The 15774-nt window shown below is 69.6% G+C and carries 17 protein-coding genes and 1 pseudogene; 7 read left to right on the top strand and 11 right to left on the bottom strand.

Annotated features, from left to right (window positions below; all coding sequences use genetic code 11):
* From J0670_RS10895 to J0670_RS10885, 3 genes and pseudogenes are all read right to left on the bottom strand, one after another.
* Positions 1–412, bottom strand: a pseudogene (locus tag J0670_RS10895) (hypothetical protein); the annotation flags it as partial.
* A gap of 14 nt (positions 413–426) precedes the next feature.
* Complete coding sequence (locus J0670_RS10890) at positions 427–807, bottom strand: hypothetical protein (protein ID WP_207811281.1); 381 nt, start codon at positions 805–807, stop codon at positions 427–429.
* 104 nt (positions 808–911) lie between these two features.
* Complete coding sequence (locus tag J0670_RS10885; protein ID WP_207811280.1) at positions 912–1358, bottom strand: ATP-binding protein; 447 nt, start codon at positions 1356–1358, stop codon at positions 912–914.
* A 203-nt stretch (positions 1359–1561) separates the two neighbouring features.
* On the opposite strand from J0670_RS10885, the gene J0670_RS10880 reads away from it, so the two are divergent.
* A complete protein-coding gene (locus tag J0670_RS10880) occupies positions 1562–2707 on the top strand; it encodes a helix-turn-helix domain-containing protein (protein ID WP_207811279.1) in 1146 nt (381 codons plus the stop codon).
* Positions 2708–2720: 13 nt separating this feature from the next.
* A complete protein-coding gene (locus J0670_RS10875; protein ID WP_207811278.1) occupies positions 2721–3479 on the top strand; it encodes a 5-formyltetrahydrofolate cyclo-ligase in 759 nt (252 codons plus the stop codon).
* A 76-nt stretch (positions 3480–3555) separates the two neighbouring features.
* On the opposite strand, the gene J0670_RS10870 is transcribed toward J0670_RS10875, so the two are convergent.
* From J0670_RS10870 to J0670_RS10845, 6 genes are all read right to left on the bottom strand, one after another.
* The gene (locus J0670_RS10870; RefSeq protein ID WP_207811277.1) at positions 3556–4101 is read right to left on the bottom strand and encodes an SUKH-4 family immunity protein; all 546 of its coding nucleotides are present in this window, start codon (positions 4099–4101) and stop codon (positions 3556–3558) included.
* A gap of 36 nt (positions 4102–4137) precedes the next feature.
* Complete coding sequence (locus J0670_RS10865; RefSeq protein WP_207811276.1) at positions 4138–4674, bottom strand: hypothetical protein; 537 nt, start codon at positions 4672–4674, stop codon at positions 4138–4140.
* 2 nt (positions 4675–4676) lie between these two features.
* Complete coding sequence (locus J0670_RS10860; RefSeq protein WP_207811275.1) at positions 4677–5468, bottom strand: hypothetical protein; 792 nt, start codon at positions 5466–5468, stop codon at positions 4677–4679.
* Positions 5449–6138, bottom strand: coding sequence for a hypothetical protein (locus J0670_RS10855; RefSeq protein WP_207811274.1), 690 nt, complete (start codon positions 6136–6138; stop codon positions 5449–5451). The genes J0670_RS10860 and J0670_RS10855 overlap by 20 nt, the downstream gene beginning before the upstream one ends.
* A 291-nt stretch (positions 6139–6429) precedes the next feature.
* Positions 6430–6867: a hypothetical protein gene (locus J0670_RS10850; protein WP_207811273.1), complete on the bottom strand. Its 438-nt coding sequence runs from the start codon at positions 6865–6867 to the stop codon at positions 6430–6432.
* On the bottom strand, positions 6867–8183 hold the full coding sequence (locus J0670_RS10845; protein ID WP_207811272.1) for a phage major capsid protein: 1317 nt from the start codon (positions 8181–8183) through the stop codon (positions 6867–6869). The genes J0670_RS10850 and J0670_RS10845 overlap by 1 nt, the downstream gene beginning before the upstream one ends.
* 383 nt (positions 8184–8566) lie before the next feature.
* Here J0670_RS10845 and J0670_RS10840 point away from each other — a divergent pair, with 383 nt between their 5' ends.
* Positions 8567–9181 (top strand): hypothetical protein, encoded by a 615-nt coding sequence (locus J0670_RS10840; RefSeq protein ID WP_207811271.1) that lies wholly within the window; start codon positions 8567–8569, stop codon positions 9179–9181.
* A gap of 148 nt (positions 9182–9329) precedes the next feature.
* Here the strand turns inward: J0670_RS10840 and J0670_RS10835 are convergent, their stop codons facing one another.
* Together J0670_RS10835 and J0670_RS10830 are read right to left on the bottom strand one after the other, a co-directional pair.
* On the bottom strand, positions 9330–9560 hold the full coding sequence (locus tag J0670_RS10835) for a DUF397 domain-containing protein (protein WP_207811270.1): 231 nt from the start codon (positions 9558–9560) through the stop codon (positions 9330–9332).
* Positions 9544–10437 (bottom strand): helix-turn-helix transcriptional regulator, encoded by an 894-nt coding sequence (locus J0670_RS10830; protein ID WP_207811269.1) that lies wholly within the window; start codon positions 10435–10437, stop codon positions 9544–9546. The genes J0670_RS10835 and J0670_RS10830 overlap by 17 nt, the downstream gene beginning before the upstream one ends.
* Positions 10438–10809: 372 nt before the next feature.
* Between J0670_RS10830 and gntD the strand changes: the two genes are divergently transcribed.
* From gntD to J0670_RS10810, 4 genes are all read left to right on the top strand, one after another.
* Positions 10810–11799, top strand: a complete 990-nt coding sequence (gene gntD, locus J0670_RS10825) for a guanitoxin biosynthesis L-enduracididine beta-hydroxylase GntD (protein ID WP_207811268.1) — start codon at positions 10810–10812, stop codon at positions 11797–11799.
* Positions 11799–12926: a capreomycidine synthase gene (gene vioD, locus J0670_RS10820; protein WP_207811267.1), complete on the top strand. Its 1128-nt coding sequence runs from the start codon at positions 11799–11801 to the stop codon at positions 12924–12926. Before gntD ends, vioD begins: the two co-directional genes overlap by 1 nt.
* Positions 12923–14749, top strand: a complete 1827-nt coding sequence (locus J0670_RS10815; protein ID WP_207811266.1) for a non-ribosomal peptide synthetase — start codon at positions 12923–12925, stop codon at positions 14747–14749. The genes vioD and J0670_RS10815 overlap by 4 nt, the downstream gene beginning before the upstream one ends.
* The coding region (locus tag J0670_RS10810) for a polyketide synthase (protein WP_207811265.1) at positions 14746–15774 on the top strand (1029 nt) is incomplete at its 3' end. The genes J0670_RS10815 and J0670_RS10810, both read left to right, overlap by 4 nt.

Here is a 15774-nt window from a genome sequence, read left to right as displayed (position 1 = left end):
GGACGAGCCAGCTCCGTCCGCCGAGCCTCTGCATGCCGGGGGCCGGCATCGCGACCGTCAGGGGCGGGTCTCCATCCTCAGCTCGGCCGATCAGGTGCGTGTGCGGCATGTCCCAACCGTCAGCCGCCCGGGTCGTGACCAGGAACTCGACACAGCCGTCGGCGTGGTTGTGCAGGACCGGACCGACCGGTACGTCGGCCTGCCACAGGTCCGTCAGCGCGGCCAGGCCCTTCTGCACGTCGCTGACCCGCACGACGTTGAAGAGCTCGCCGGTCTCGATGTCGGCGAGCCGGCCCGCCTTCCACTGGCCGATGGCCGCTTCCGGGTCCCGGTTGGCAGAGGCGAGCCAGGTCGCGCCGAGGTTGAAGTTCGGGGCGGCCGATCGGAGTCGGCCGCGTCGCGTGTACGTCATGAGGGTCGTTCCCGTCAGGCCGAGCAGAGCAGGTCGTGGATCGCCGCCCCGGTCTCGGCGCGAGCGGCCCGGGTGGCGTTGACGATGTAGACGACGGCGCCGTGGGTGATCGCGATCGCGTGGGATCGGCCCTTGGCGAGGTCGTCGGCGGCCCGTCCCTCGGCGGCCGGGGCATCCAGCCACAGCAGCTGCTCGTCGCCCTCAGGGAGGCCGAGGTCGTCGGCGAGCGCCTCGACTCGGTCGCGCAGCACCTTGACGGCCAGACGGACACTGTCCGCACCGCCGCTCCAGAGCGTGATCGGCTGCCCCCACTGGTAGTAGGCGGTGACCGTGCACCAGAACGGCGCTGTTGGTGTCCAGGGACGTGCCCGGACGAAGACGTTCTGGTCGGTCACGTGGTGGCGCTGCGGCGCGGAAGGCCTCGGACGAGGCGGTACGGCGCTCTGTCGGCGGCCGGGCGCAGGCCGCCTGCCGAAGGCCCGGGCAAGTTTGCTGAGTTTCACCGCATGGCTCCCGGCTTGTCGTCAGCGAAGTCGGCGAGAACTCTCGCCCACACCTTCTTGGTTGTGGCCGTCGCCGCCACTCCTACTTCGAGCGCCAGGTCGTCGACGAGAATCAGTCCGCGGCCGTGTTCTCCACAGACAGTGAACTCGTCGGGCAGCAGTCGGTCGGGGCGGGAATCCTCGACCTCGACCTGGCAGGTAGCTCCGTGCTCGTCCAGCCGCACCACGACGAAGTCGCCCGGTCTGCTGCCGTGCCGGATGGCGTTCGTCAACAACTCCGTGAGGACGAGCAGCAGATCACCGGCGCGTTCGCCTCCCACGTCCCACCCCCACTTCGCCAGCTCCGACCGAACGTTGTGGCGCACCATGGGGACCACGTCCGTATCCGCCGTGAAGGCGCGCTCCCAGCGGCGGACGGGCGTCGGCTGTTCGACGGCCACCATGTGCATCGCTCCCACCGGGCGAAGAGGCTGCGGGTCGTGGGCCAATGGCCCTCGTACCGAAGACACGACGTGTCCGACGCACCGCTACAAAAGCATCATCAACTTCCGATCACCAGGCCGGTTTTGGTGCGAATATGGTTCCCTTAGGGTTCAAAGTGACCTGTGGCCTGCACTGTTGTTCGGCGTGGATCTCCGGGGGACTTATGGAGCAACGACAGCTTGTCCGATGGCGCAGGGCCGCCGGCCTCACACAGGAGCAGCTGGCCGAACTGTTGAACGTGAGCCTCTCCACCGTGCGTAGGTGGGAACGCGGTCACGACAAGCCCAGGCCATGGAGGTACCCGGCGCTCGCCCGGGCGCTCAAGATCAAGGTCACTGACTTGAGCGCTTTCTTCGACGGCCCACCGGCAACCGTGGAGAGCAGCCAGGTGCCAAGCCCGCCGGCGATCGCCGATCTGACCACGGTCCTTGAACTACGCGAGGCGCACCTCGCTCTGTCGACGCGCTACGAGCTGGTCCCCAGCTCCGAACTGCTCGCGGAGGGAAGCGAACAACTCGCGCACCTCAAACAGCTCGCCGCGCAGTCCCACTCCAGTCGCCTCACGCGGGACGTGCTCGCCTTGCAGGCTGAGACCGCCATCCTGATGGGAAAGTTGGTCTGGGACGCGAGCCAGCGTCGGGCTTCCGCCGCAGCCCGCACGTACTACGATCAGGCCGCCCGCGTTGGTGAGCGCCTGCGCGACCCGGCCGTACAGGGCCACGCCCTCCTAAGGTCCGCCTACGTCGAGCTGTACGGAACGCGGGATGCCGAAGCCGGCCTGGCCCTGGCCCGGTCCGCCGCCGCGGTGGCCGCACCGATCAGCCCAGCGCTCGCGGGTCTCGCGCTGCTGCATGCAGGCGAGGCTCATGCGATGCTTCGCCAAGGTCGCGAGTGCGACCGTGCGCTTGGCGAGGCGATCAACACCCTCGAATCGGTCGATGCCACCGATATCGCCAGCGACCTTGGCGCCGTCGACCAAGTCGAGCGACTCGCTGGGGCGTGCTACCTCGAACTCGGGCGGCACCACGCCGCGCAGAGAAGCCTGGAAACAGCCGCTGGCTCCGTCTCGATCGGTCCGAAGTCCCGGCCGATCGTGCTGGGCAACCTTGCCCGCGCCGCCATCGGGCAAGGCCAACTCGACGGTGCTGTCTTCGCCATCAACCGGGCCATCGACGACCTTCAGACCATCATGAGCGGTGGCGGAATCGGCGTGGTCGTCACCGCGGTCAGGGAACTCAGGCCGTGGCGAACAGCCCAGGAGGTGCAGGATGTTCAGGACAGGCTGTTCGACCTGATGGCCGCGCCGTAGAAGGGGGGCCTCCATGCCCAACGACATCGAGGTACACAAGGCCGCGTTGCGCCAGCGTGTGTGGAGTGCGCTGGATGCCGCAGGAGCGGTTCGTGAACCAGCCCGCGACAGCATCCCCGACTTCCACGGCTCCCACGAGGCCGCTGAGCTGCTCGCCCACCTCCCGGCGTGGAGGACCGCTTCGGTGGTGAAAGCCGTACCCGACACGGCGCAGGAACCGGTTCGGGCGATAGCCCTGCGGGAGGGCCGTCTGGTCTACATGGCGGTCCCCCGGCTCGCCCTGCCGCACCCCTTCTTCGTCCTCGATCCGGCTGAACTGCCGAGTCCCGCTGAGGCTGCGGCGAACCGTCGCACGGCGGCGGCCATCGCGCCGACGACCGACGTGGGCGACATGCGGCCCGTCGACCTGATCGTTCTCGGGAGCGTTGCGGCCGATCGCTCCGGAGCCCGGATCGGCAAGGGCGCCGGCTACTCGGACCTGGAGTACGCGCTGCTCGCGGAGGCCGGACTGGTAGGGCCGGGCACCGTCATCGCAACGACGGTCCACCAACTGCAACTGGTGGACAGCGTCCCGACGACGGAGCACGACGTCTACGTGGACCTGGTGGTCACGCCCACCGAGATCATCACGTGCCCGCCTCGCCCCCGCCCGGCCGGCATTCTGTGGGACCACCTCACCGAGGCGAAGATCGCGTCAATTCCGGCCCTTGTGGACCGGCAACGACCGCCGGTCCCAGAAGCCAGCCGCCGCCCAGGACGAGAATCCTCATGAGGTCGATCCTGCCAGCCGTCGGTTCCCATCGCAGCCCTGAAGCTCTCGCCGTCTCTGTCCGGGGCCCGTTGCGGGTTCAGGCCTGGAGGTCCTCGCCGAGGAGATGGTCGAAGACCATGCTCCACCAGGTGTCGTGGGCGGCGAAGGCCTGCGGGTCTCGGGCGGCCAGGTAGTCGCGGAGCTTGCGGGTGTAGTCGTCTGCTTGTTCGTCGGTCCTGCCGTGAATGTGCTCGTAGCGCAGGCCGACGCGGTAGAGGAACTCGGTGAACTGCGCGAGCGTGGTGTTGACGATCTCGGCGGCGGGCTGGTCTCCGAGCTGGAGCAGGATGATGTAGCCGTCATCCAGGTCGAGGCAGAAGCGCCCGTCGGTTGCGGCGGGCGGGCCACCGAGGCACAGCACGTTGACAACTGCGTCGCCGGTGTCGATCGGGACCAGGGTGAACGCAGATGGTTCGCCGGTGACGTCGAGGGTGAAGAACGCGTCGAGGTGGGCGGGCAGGCCGACGTCCGCGAGGGCTTCGACGTCGGCGTCCGACAGCTTGTTCCGGACGGCTTCCTCACGGGGGAGCGTGATCACCCCCTGGGGGCTGAACAGCTTCGTGAGTTCTGCGTGCGTGGCCACAGTGCTCCTCGGGCGGTCGGGTGGTTCAGGCAGAGGTTACGTGGCGAGGCCGCTGAGTCGCAGCAGCTGGTACCAGTGGCTATTGTCCAGGTCGTCGGGGGTGAGGCCGGCGAGGTCCTGGAAGCGGGAGGAGGCCACCCAGGTCCGGAAGAACTCGTCGACGCTGCCAGCGATCTGCTCCAGCCGGCAGCCGGTGTACCAGAGGGCGCCTTCGTCGGGGGCTCGCCACACACTCCCGTCACGGTCGACGAGCAGGGGGTTCTCACGGGCCAGGCCGAAGAAGAAGAACCGGGACGTGTCGTCCAGGGGCGATCCGTTGGGCAGTTCGGCGTCCTCCAGGCCTTCGGGGAACTGCCGGTCCATGATCTCGCTGGCTTCGAACAGCCTCGTGGAGTGGTCGAGGTAGAGGCCGTCGGAGGCGCGCAGCAGCTCACCGACACCGGCAGGGGCCTCCTGGGGGATGGCGTCTTGGTCGGCGCCGTCGGGGATGGAGGGGTCCCAGAGCTCCAGGTCTGCCTGGTGCTCGGCCAGGGTGTTGCGCAGCAGCGTCATTGTGCTTGCAATGTCCGGCACTGTCATTTCCATTTCACTTTAATCTTGATCGGTGTCCCGTCGGGAAGAGGTCTGATTTTCTGCCAGAGCTGCTTGGTTCCGACGTCAAAATTGGTCTCTTTTTCGAGCATTCTAAGGTTCTGCCAGTGGTCCAGTCCACCCGCTTGCAGATCGATCACGTGATCCGGCTGCATCTTGTGCGCGACATCGGCGGCCTTTTTGGCGAGTTCGGGGTTGTCCTTGTTGTTCTTGTAGATGAGATGAATCAGGGCGCCCTTGTACTGCTTTGTGATTTCGGTGTCGCGCATCACCTTTGAGGTGGCCCTGTAGGTCTCGCCTCTTCGGCTCGCCCCGGCGAGACTCTGGGCTTTCCATGCGAACGCGGACCGGTCCATCGACTGCTTCCACTGAATCGGCACCGTGACCGCGGGCTTCGACGGATCCGGGCCCTGGGCCCTGCCGGCGTCTGCCCTGAGCGCCTTCACCTGGGTCTCTGACCGGTTGTGAATGTTGGCCAACATGGTGGCGAGCCGTTTGTCGTTCTGGTGATGGTTGCTCGACGTGTGCTCCAGGCCCTTTTGAACGACCCGAAGATGCCGGTGGAGGTCTTTTTCGGCGTTCCGGATGACGTTCATGATCTGTTCCGCGCCGTGAGCAGCCGCGTTGGCCAGTGAATCTTTCCCCCGGACCTTCTTCAGCCTGGTCGCGACATGGTGGGTGTGTCCGCCAGCCGTGGTCTCCAGGTGATCCGCGTGTTCACCCATGCGCTTCGCGAGCCGCGCAGTCTCATCGTGGTTATGCCGGATGTCCGCCATCCCCGCCCCCCGTAACAGCTGCCCCAAAATCAGTGTTCTTGGCGCCTTCGGCGCCTGAACCAGCCACAGACTTCCAATTGACGCCGTTCTGAGCACCGGCGGATATGTTCACGGCCTGAATCGCGAGATCCGTCGCCATCCCGGCGAGCGCGTTCATGACCGGTGCTTTCGCGATCTCCATGAGCTCAGCCACGACTTGCTGCTCCGCTTCCTTGAGGAGCTTCTTCACCGCGATCCGCGTGACCTGTGTGGCGCCCAACGCGCCGAACTCCGACAAGCCGAGCGTCAAAGGCGCCGCTGCCTGAGCTGCGGCTACTTCGCCCGCGAGGATGCCCAGCTGGACGATCGCCGCGCCCTTCGCCCCCGCAATCACGAGCGCGACCCCATCGAGGGCGGTGGCCAGCATCCGCCCGGCCTCGGCAAGGTTGTGCAAGTGCTTGCCGTTGAGCTTGTTCCAGTGGGCTTCGAACGCTTCGGTGGCCAGCCCGACGTTCTCCGCGAGCATCCGCTGAACCGCAACGACTGTGCCGGCACGGCCGTTGTCCACCTCGTCGGCGAAGCTGCGCAGAGCGGTCGCCATCTCGTTGAACTCGTCCTCGTCCACGTTTGGCCAATGGACACCGATGAGATCAAGGAGCCAAGCCAGCTCGTCGGGAAGAACTACGCCCATCTGATCGCCCCCTGCGCCACTTGGCCCTGACTGGCCGGTAGGCCGCACTTCACCCTGTCACGTGGCCACTACGCGAATCGCAGGCTACCAGCCTGCCGTCGGCAAGCGAACGGTGTGCGGGCTCCAGTGCTCCCTGCCCAGCCATCAGCTGGGGCGGTTGAGCAGCCAGGGTGGCTCGCTCGACGACCGGCAGAGTCGGCCTGGTCCTCGAGATTGGTCACGGGCGTCTGCTGGCTTCAACACCAGGAGCCTGTCCCAGCGGTTGGGACAGGCTCCATTGGATCACCGTGGCTACTCCCAGCCGAGCGCCAGCCGAAGACGCTCGAACTCGTCGCGCGGGATCGACTGGGTCGGCACGTACAGCAGCTGCGTGACCGTCCGGTGGGTTCCGGAGTAGGCCCGGGACTGGTAGATCCGCAGCCGGGCGAAGACGACGGTCTGCTCGGGGTGGGTGAGGTCGAACAGCTGCTCCAGGTCGTGGGGCAGTGGGGTGCCGTCCTCGTCCACCAGCTCGACGTGGTCGGAGGCCAGGGGCTGGTGGGCGGTGATGCCTGGGGTTGTCGGCTCCGCCTGGTTCGGCTCCGGTACGGCCGTGGGGCTGGGCGGCGGGTCGAGCGGCGCGGCGGCCGACAGTTCGGCGGGCGGGGTCTCCAGATCCGCGCCGCCCGTGCCGGCGGCCTCCGCCGCGGGTGCGGCGGCCGGCTTCGTGGTGGGCTTGCGGGCGGCCATCAGTGCGCCTTGAAGGAGCCGTAGACGAAGCTCTCGGGACGCGGGACCTCGAGGCCGATGCGCTCGGAGCCGCGCATGGTGACGACGCCGCGCTCGAAGTTGTCGCGGTTCTCGGTACTGACCTGAACGCTGACCTGTTCGCGATCGTACAAGCGTGCGCCGAGGCCGAAGCTGCCGATGAGGAACTTGCCCTGGTTGATCGCCATGGAGTCCACCACGGCGAGCCGCCAGACGACCTTCTGCGCGCCGATGGCGACGTTCACGGCGACGCGGTACGCGCCCTGGCCGTCGGTCTCCAGTTCCAGGTCCTCGAAGTCGAACGGGTGGAGCACGATGCCGGTCGGCGGGTAGTAAGCGAGTACGGCGCGAGTGGCCGCTCGCCGGATCGCCGCGCTCTGCTTGTCGGTGTCGGCCTGGGCGTAGGTCTGCACGCCCTGGGTGTTGACGATGCCGGTGATCCTCTCGTCGCCGCCGGCACCGTAGAGGATTTCGTTGTCCTCGGTCATCTTGACGCCGTCGACGAGTTCGCTGTCGATCAGGTCACGCAGCCGCGGTTCGTCGGCGAGCGTGTTCTTGTGGACGGGCAGGGTGTGCGCGATCTCGGCGACCGGGTAGGTGACCGTCTTGAAGGTCAGGTTGGACTGGCCGGCCCGCGCGAACACCTCCACCGCCGCGCCGCCGCCGGGCGGCACCTCCATGGCGCGCTCGGGCACGATCGCCGCCGCGTTGGTGAAGCCGGTGACCCGCACGCCGTACAGCAGGTTCGCGGTGGTGGTCTGGGAGGGGAACAGGTCCCGGATACGACCGGGCCGCACCGCGCGCGGCACGATGTCCAGGTGCTCGGGGGTGCCGAAGCCGAGGACACCGGCGGTACCGGCGCTCCGGCTGAAGACGTCCTTGCGGCCGAGCTGGTCCAGGGCGCTGCCGTCGATGGTCACCATCTGGTCGAACGAGCCGCGGAAACCGGCGGCCTTGAGACTCTTGAACTCGTCGCTGTCGAGGAACTGCTGGCCGAGGGACTTCGCCTGACCGGCGAGGTGGGCCGCGAGAGCGGCGTCCTGCGGGGCGAAGGGCTGCGAGGTGGGCTCGCTGAGGAAGGCGTGGACGGTCGCCGCGCCCTCCAGATCGGTGATCAGCTGCTTGATCTCCTGCGCCTCGCCGAGGGCCTTGCGGAACGCGGCGGCCTTCTCGGCCGAGACGGTGACTGCGCCGTCCTCGACGGTGAAGGCCTCGCTGATCGTGTCGAGCTCGGCGGCCTTGGCGCGCAGCGCGCTGTTCAGCTCCTTGAGTCGACTCTTGTCGATGGTGGTGGGCACGGTGTGGCGCTCCTTGGGATGGTGCCGGGCCACCCCGCCAGCGCGGGACGGAAGGGGTCCAGCCGTGCGACCGGTCAGCACCGGATCCCCACGGCGATCGGCACACCGTAGGAAGAGCTGATCGTTAGTGTCGCGCCGAGACTCACGGTGCATGCCGGGCACTGCCGGACGCGCCGCCCGATTCCTTCAAGTCGCTTTCTCACCAGCTGATTTGGCTGTGCCCATCCCCGTTCGGCGCGGGTGAGTGTGGTGCTGTCCGACAGAGTGCCGGACAGCCGGTCATCCGCCGGCCAGTGCGCTGGAGACCCATGTACCCCTTCCCCAAACCCCAGCTACCGCTCCTGGACGCCGCCTCGGGCCCGCCTGCCGAGCTCGACCATGACGTGAACCCGCTCCTGACCATCGAAGGGAGGGCGCTACAGGTCGTTCGGACCTCCGCCGGGTGGGCGCTGCGGATCAGCACCTCCTCCGCGGTCGAGCTGTACGGGCCGTCGGACACCTCCGCTCAGGCGGAGGAGTGGCTGCTCCGGTACGCGGCATGGCGCCTGTGGCAACTGACCCGGACCCGCGGGCCCTGGGGCTGCCTCGCCCGGGCTCCGGAGGGCTGGATGACCGCGCTGGCGCGCACTGCCCTGCCCCCAACCGTGCAGCTGCACCTCGGCGTGCAGGACGCGGAGGTGCACGCGGCCGCTCACCTGATCGCCCCGGCCGGGTGGTCTGCCGTGAGCGACACCAGCCTGCCGCCGGGGGTCTGGGCGATCGAGACGCAGTTCTGGGTGCGGGAGGGCTATCGGGTGATGGCGACGTGGGCTACTGCCGACCTGGGGGCGATCACTCGGGACGCCTACCGGAACCACGAGATCGGGCGCGGCAACTACTCGCCGACGGACCTGGCCGAGCGGCTCGGCGTCTCGCACGCGGCGATCTCCGCCGCCGCGTCCGGGCGTGGCTGGAATCCCTCGATCAGCAAGGCCGTTGGCGTGCTGGCGAGGCGGTAAGACTCTCGCCAGACGACTGTCAGGCGATGGGCACGACGACGGAGTGCCGGGCGCCCGCGTTCCCGACGTGTCGTGGCTACCCGGTCTGGAAGGATGGCCGCTGGGGGCCGGCCCCACTTCGTCTGGGGCCGGCCCCGCCGGAGTTCGATCAGGCGAGGTGGTCGAAGTGACCCGCCTTCGCGCCGAGGATCATGGCGCCGATCTCGCCACGGGTGTAGACGAGCGGGGTCTGTTCGGGCCGCTTCGAGTCGCGGATGGCCACGAGATCATCTCCGACCTGGCCAAACTCCACGCAGTTGTTGTTGCCGCCGCTGTACGGCGACTTCTCCCACGTCACGGTGGAGAAGTCGATCTCAGCGGGGTCAGGCTTCACGGTCACTGGGGCGGAACTCCTTGATCATTTCGGTGATGCGGGTACGGGTCTCCGGCGGACCGAGGGCTCGGGCACGCAGGTGATCGAAGACCTCGTCGTAGCGTTCCACGTCTTCGGGCGTCTCGAGACACGCCGACTTGGTCAGGTTCTCCACCCAGACGACAGCCGGGGTGGGGTCGGGGAATCCCATGCGCATGAAGCTGCCGTAACCAGCCGGATGGAGGCCAATGCCGAAGGGGAGGATCTGAACCACGATGTTGGGCCGCAGGGACATCTCCCGCAGGTGGCGGAGCTGGCCCTCCAGGAGCTTTGGCGTGCCGTGCAGACGCCGGAGTGCCGCCTCGTCGATCACGGCCCACAGTTTCGGGGGCTCGTCCGACTTGAGTACGTCTTGGCGCCGCATGCGGACCTCCACGAGGTCTTCGATGCTCGCGGCATCGAGGTCGACCCGCATCGCGCCGATGATGGCGCGGGCGTAGGCCTCGGTCTGCAACAGCCCCGGGATGATCTGCGCTTCGTAGGAGTGAAGGCTGGTCGCGCTGGACTCCAGGGCGACATAGCCCGAGTACTGGGTCGGGGCCATCAGGGCCGAGTACCGGCGCCACCAGCTGTTGCGTTGGGCATTGTCGGCGCGTACCAGGTCCAGCAGTTCTTCGCGGACCTCGGGATCGGTGACGCCGTAGTGATCGAGCAGCGCCTTGACGAGGACCGGCGTGGTGCCGCGCTGGCCGGTCTCGATGCGGCTGAGGCTGCCCTGGGTGATCTCGACGGCCTCGGCGACCGCAGCCAGAGTCAGCCCGGGGATGGCTTCGCGTAGTGCCTTGAGCCGGGGCGCCAGTTGGCGTCGGTACACGGACTGGGTTGCTGGGGGCCTCTTCGCCATGAACCACAGTCTGGCGGGTTGGCCGTTACGGGGCAACGGATCTGAGGCAATGACAGGTGGGCATATTGCCCAACTGCCTTCTGTAGGGGCATGCTGTGAAAGCGACAACGAGGAGTGAGCGAAAGGTCACTCCTCATGACGTCGCGTGCTGCCGCGATCCGTTGCACAAACGCCCGGATGCGCGCCTCCCACCTCGGCCTCAATCCGGCCCTCTCGCCGGACCCGTCGACCTCGTTCAGCCCGAGATCCACCTGCGCAGCCGTTGCCATCGGCCCCGAAGGCACCGGCTGGCAGCGCGCCACAACTCCCGTCCCCCTCCGCCGCCGGCCCCTGTCGGACGGCTGTGGGCGCGAAGACCTGAAGGAGCCACGCATGTTCGACCTGTCGCTGACCGATTCCGAGCGCGAGGAGACCTCCTCGCTGATCGCGGACCTGATCGGCCGGTACCCCAGCGCGGAGGACCCCGAGCTGCTGGAGCGCGCGCCGGTGCTCGCCCGGGCGCTGCCCGGCCGGGTCCAGGAGCACCTCAACCGGCTGCGCCGGCACGAGCCCGGCTACACCGTGATTCACGGCCACCACGTCGATGACGTCCAGGCGGGCCCCACCCCCGTGCACTGGAACGCGCTGCCCGACCCGTCCCCGACCCTGGCGCTGGACCTGACGCTCGTGCTCTACGCGGGGCTGCTCGGTGACGCGTTCGGATGGGCCACCCAGCAGGACGGCCGGGTGATCCACGACGTCCTACCGATCAAGGAGAACGAAGGCCAGCAGCTCGGCACGGCGGCCGACGTCTTGCTCGACTGGCACACCGAGGATGCGTTCCACCCGCTGCGCCCGGACTTCCTCGCCCTGGCGTGCGTGCGCAACCCCACCGCCACGGCCACCACCATCGCCGTCGTGGATGACCTGCGGCTGAGCGCGGCGGACCGGCGGATCCTGGCCGAGCCCCGGTTCCGCATCCTCCCGGACAACTCCCACCTGCCGTCGAACAACTCGGCCGGCGCCGGGGGCGACTTCGAGGGTATCGAGGCGATGTTCGCCGCCCCGCCCGCGATCGCACTGCTGGAGGGCGGCTACCTGCGGGCGGACCGTTCGTTCTGGGGGGTGATCGACCCGGCCGACACCGAGGCGCAGGCCGCGCTGGAGCGCCTGACTCGCGAGATCGACCGTCGGCTGCGCAACGTCGTGCTGGAGCCGGGAGACATTCTGATCGTCGACAACTTCAGGGCCGTCCACGGCCGGGTCCCCTTCGAGGCCTGCTACGACGGCACGGACCGCTGGCTCAAGCGCGTGCTGATCACCCGGGACCTGCGCAAGTCCCGCGACGCCCGCCCGAGCCTGCTCGCCCAGGTGGTGGGCTGATGCGACCTCTGCTGGAGCGCGCCCCCCTGGAGGACTTCCTGCGCGAGCGGTACCACGAGGCCGACATCGACATCAGCTCCAGCGGTGTCGAGCCCTACATGATGGCCGAGCTGCGGGACCTGCTCGGGTTCGACCTGGAGCAGCTGGCCTCGGTGTCCCTGCGGGACTCGCAGTCCGCCGGCGGCGACGAGCTGCGGGCGCTGATCGCCGCGCGCTACGGCCTCGGCGACGCCGGGCGGGTGCTGGTGGGCAACGGCTCGACCGAGGCTCAACTGCTCTGCCTGGCAGCCCTGCTGGAGCCGGGCGACGAGGTGGTCGTCGTGGAACCGGCATACCACTCGCTGCTCGCTACGGTGCGGGCGCGCGGCTGCCGGGTGCGCCGGTGGCGGCTGCGGCCGGAGGACGGGTTCCGCCCGGACCTGGAGGAGCTGCGGCACCTGGTCACCAGCGCCACGAAGGCGGTGATCGTGAACTTCCCACACAACCCCACCGGCGTCACCCTCACCGCGGAGGAACTGACTGAGCTCGTCGCGATCGTGGAGCAGCACGGCTGCTACCTGTTGTGGGACGGCGCGTTCGAGGACCTGACGTTCGACGCGCCGCCGCTGACAGCCCCGACGCATTATGAGCGGGCCCTGTGCTTCGGGACCATGTCGAAGGCGTTTGGCCTGCCGGGGCTGCGGGTGGGTTGGGGCATCGTGGCGCCCGAGATCGTGCACGCCGCCGTGGGGGTGCGCGACTACACCACCCTCGCGCTCTCGCCACTCACCGAGTGGGTGGCACAGCGGGCCCTGGAAGGAGCCGAGCAGCTGATCGGGCCGCGCATGCTGACCGCGGCCGCCAACAGGCGCCTGGTGCACGAGTGGCTCGTCGCGCGCCCGGGCGAGATGTCCTTCACCGCGGGCGGGGCCAGCGTCATCGTCTTCCCGCAACTCACCCGCGTCCCGGACACGATGGCGCTGTGCGAGCGGCTGATGAGCGAGTACCGGGTGCTGCTCGTGCCCGGCGAGTGCTTCGGCGTCCCCGGCCGTGTGCGGCTCGGCTTCGGCGGCACTGCCTCTGACCTCGCCGCCGGCCTGGACGCCCTCTCCCACCTGTTGGACACCATGGCCGAGGAGGCCGAGTGAACGACCACGACGACACCTTCCCGGGCATGTGGCGGCGCAGCGTGGCCGCCAACCCCGGCGGTGTGGCGATCGACAGCCCGGCGACCGGGACCCACGCCTACGCCGAACTGCACCGCCAGGCCGAGAGTACGGCGGCGCGGCTGCGCGCCGCCGGTATCGCGCCCGGCGTCCTGGTGGGCATCAGGACGGCGGACCGGCACGCGTTCTGCCGCGCCCTGCTGGCGGTGTGGCTGGCCGGCGCGGTGGCGGTGCCGCTGAACGCGGACGCCCCGCCGATGTGGATACGGGAGGTCTCCGAGCGGGCCGGCGTGGCCGGTGTCCTGGTGGACGGCGAGACGCCGGGCACCGTCCTTCTTCAGGAGCCGCCGGCGTCTGGCGCCCGGACCGTGCCGGGCGCGGCCTACGTGATGCACACATCCGGGTCGACCGGGCGGCCCAAGGCGGTCGTGCTCTCCCATCGGGCGCTGGGTGCCTACTGCCGGGCGTTCGCCGCCGCCGTCGGCCTTGGCGCGCGGGACCGGGTCCTCCAACTGGCGCCGCCCAGCTTCGACGTGGTGTTCGAGGAACTGCTGCCCGTGTGGTGCGCGGGCGGTACCGCGGTCCTGACCGGGGCGCAGCCTGACGACCCTGCCCAGCTGCTGCGCGAGCTGGACCGCCGAGGCGTCACCGTCGCGGAACTGACGACCGTCTACTGGCAGTTACTCGTACGGCACCTGCGCGCCAACCCGCTCCCGCTCCCGGCGTCGCTGCGGCTGCTGCTCATGGGAGGGGAACAGGCGCCGCCCGCGCTGATCGAGGAGTCCCTGGAGCGGGGCCTGCCGCTGGCGCACGTCTACGGAGTGACGGAAGCCGGCATCACCTCGACCGTGAAGGTCTTCGACCCGCAACAGCCGGTGGCCACCGACACGGTGGGTACCCCGTTGGACAACAGCACCGTGTGGGTGATCGGAGAGGACGACGTGCCGCTCGGCGCGGGCGCGGTCGGGGAGGTATGGATCGGCGGCGAGAGCCTGGCCGACGGCTACCTCGGCGACCCCGCCGCGACGGCCGCCCGGTTCATCGAGACCCCGGGCACCGGTTCGCTGCCGCCGGGGCGCTACTACCGCACCGGGGACTTGGGCCTGCTGGACACGACGGGGCAACTGCGGGTACTGGGCCGCATGGACGCGCAGGTCAAGGTCAGCGGTGTGCGCGTGGACCTGACCGAGCTGGAACGCCACCTGGTGGCGAGCGAGACGGTGGCCGAAGCGGCGGCCGTGGCCGTGCCCTGCGCCCCCGGCGGGGCGACGCGCCTGGTGGCGTTCGTGGTCCCCACGACCGGAGCGGACCCGACCGGCCTCGAGGCCGGGGTACGGAACTGGCTGGCGAGACGTGTGCCGGCACACCTCGTCCCGCACCACGTCGTCGCCCTGGACGCGCTTCCGGCGACCGCGCACGGCAAGGTCGACCGGCACCGCCTGCCCGAACTCATTCCCATCACCGGCCCCGACGTGCCGGACACGGTCTGGGCGACAGCGACGCAGCGCACCGTCGCCGAGGCGTGGCAGGGGGCGCTGGGCCGTCCGCCCGCTGGCCCCGACGAGCGGTTCGCGGACGCGGGCGGAACCTCGCTCGACCTGCTCACATGGACGGTCCGCCTGGGCGAGCTGGGCATCGACGTCACGGCGGCCGACTGCCTGAATTACCCGACCGTGCGCACGCTCGCCGCCCACGTTGTCGGCAAGACGGACGAGGCGCCCGCTCAGCACGACCGCGACGCCCAGCGGAACGAGGCACGGGGCGTCCTGCACCGGCGCCGCACCAGGGCGGAGGGCCGGTCATGACGCCGATCCCCGAGGACGCCATCGCGGTCGTCGGCATGGCCGCCCGCGTGCCCGGCGCCGACAACGTCCAGGAGCTGTGGGACAACACCCTCGCCCACCGCGCCAGCGTCACCCGCTCCACGGACGGCCCCCACCTCTACGCCCGGGGCCACCTGGGAGACGTCGCGCTGTTCGACCCCGCCTTCTTCGGCATGTCGCCGCGCGAGGCCCTCACCTGCGACCCGCAGCAGCGCCTCCTGCTGGAGTGCGCCTGGCAGGCCTTGGCCGACGCGGACGCCGGCCGCCCGCAGAACACCGCCGTCCGCGAGCGGACCGCGGTGTTCTGCGGCACCAACCAGAGCGGCTACCGCGACCTCCTGGCGCAGGCCGGACCGGTCAGCGCGCTGGAGTTCGAGGCCGGCACCGACAAGGACTTCGCCGCCACCCGGCTCGCCTACCGGCTCGGGCTGCGGGGACCGTGCGTCGCCGTGCAGACGGCCTGCTCCTCGTCTCTGGTGGCGGTCCACCTCGCTTGCCAGGCCCTGCTGCTGCACGAGGCCGACCAGGCGCTGGCCGGTGGAGCGTCCATCGTCCTGCCCAACTCCCCGGGCTGGCGGTACGAGAGCGCGTCGATCCACAGCGCCTCCGGCCTCTGCCGTCCCTTCGACTCGGCGGCCGACGGCACGGTGATGGGCGACGGCGCGGCCCTGGTGGCGCTGCGCCGCCTGGAGGACGCCGTGGCCGACGGATCGCGCATCTACGCGGTGATCCGCAGCTCGGCCGTCACCAACGACGGCGGGCGCTCGAACGGGTTCACCGCGCCGAGCGGGAGCGGACAGGCCGAGGCCGTCCGCGCGGCGCTGGCCCGCGCGGACCTCGACTGCGGGCAGATCGGCTACGTCGAGACGCACGGCACCGGCACCTCCCTGGGTGACGAGGTGGAACTTCGGGCGCTCTCCGAGGTGTTCGCCGCCCACGCCAGTCCCGGCGGCGTGACGCTGGGGTCTGCGAAGGGCGCGATCGGACACCTGGACATCGCCGCCGGC

The organism is Streptomyces sp. FH025, assembly GCF_017427025.1.
GTDB lineage: Bacteria > Actinomycetota > Actinomycetes > Streptomycetales > Streptomycetaceae > Kitasatospora.
The sequence above is the reverse complement of the archived record's forward strand: the minus strand, read 5'-3'. Positions and strand labels throughout refer to the sequence as shown.

Excerpts from the sequence above, each read along its gene's own strand:
- J0670_RS10885 (WP_207811280.1), bottom strand. The coding sequence starts at position 1,358 with ATGGTGGCCGTCGAACAGCCGACGCCCGTCCGCCGCTGGGAGCGCGCC.
- J0670_RS10880 (WP_207811279.1), top strand. The coding sequence starts at position 1,562 with ATGGAGCAACGACAGCTTGTCCGATGGCGCAGGGCCGCCGGCCTCACA.
- J0670_RS10875 (WP_207811278.1), top strand. The coding sequence starts at position 2,721 with ATGCCCAACGACATCGAGGTACACAAGGCCGCGTTGCGCCAGCGTGTG.
- J0670_RS10860 (WP_207811275.1), bottom strand. The coding sequence starts at position 5,468 with ATGGCGGACATCCGGCATAACCACGATGAGACTGCGCGGCTCGCGAAG.
- J0670_RS10855 (WP_207811274.1), bottom strand. The coding sequence starts at position 6,138 with ATGGGCGTAGTTCTTCCCGACGAGCTGGCTTGGCTCCTTGATCTCATC.
- J0670_RS10850 (WP_207811273.1), bottom strand. The coding sequence starts at position 6,867 with ATGGCCGCCCGCAAGCCCACCACGAAGCCGGCCGCCGCACCCGCGGCG.
- J0670_RS10830 (WP_207811269.1), bottom strand. The coding sequence starts at position 10,437 with ATGGCGAAGAGGCCCCCAGCAACCCAGTCCGTGTACCGACGCCAACTG.
- gntD (WP_207811268.1), top strand. The coding sequence starts at position 10,810 with ATGTTCGACCTGTCGCTGACCGATTCCGAGCGCGAGGAGACCTCCTCG.
- vioD (WP_207811267.1), top strand. The coding sequence starts at position 11,799 with ATGCGACCTCTGCTGGAGCGCGCCCCCCTGGAGGACTTCCTGCGCGAG.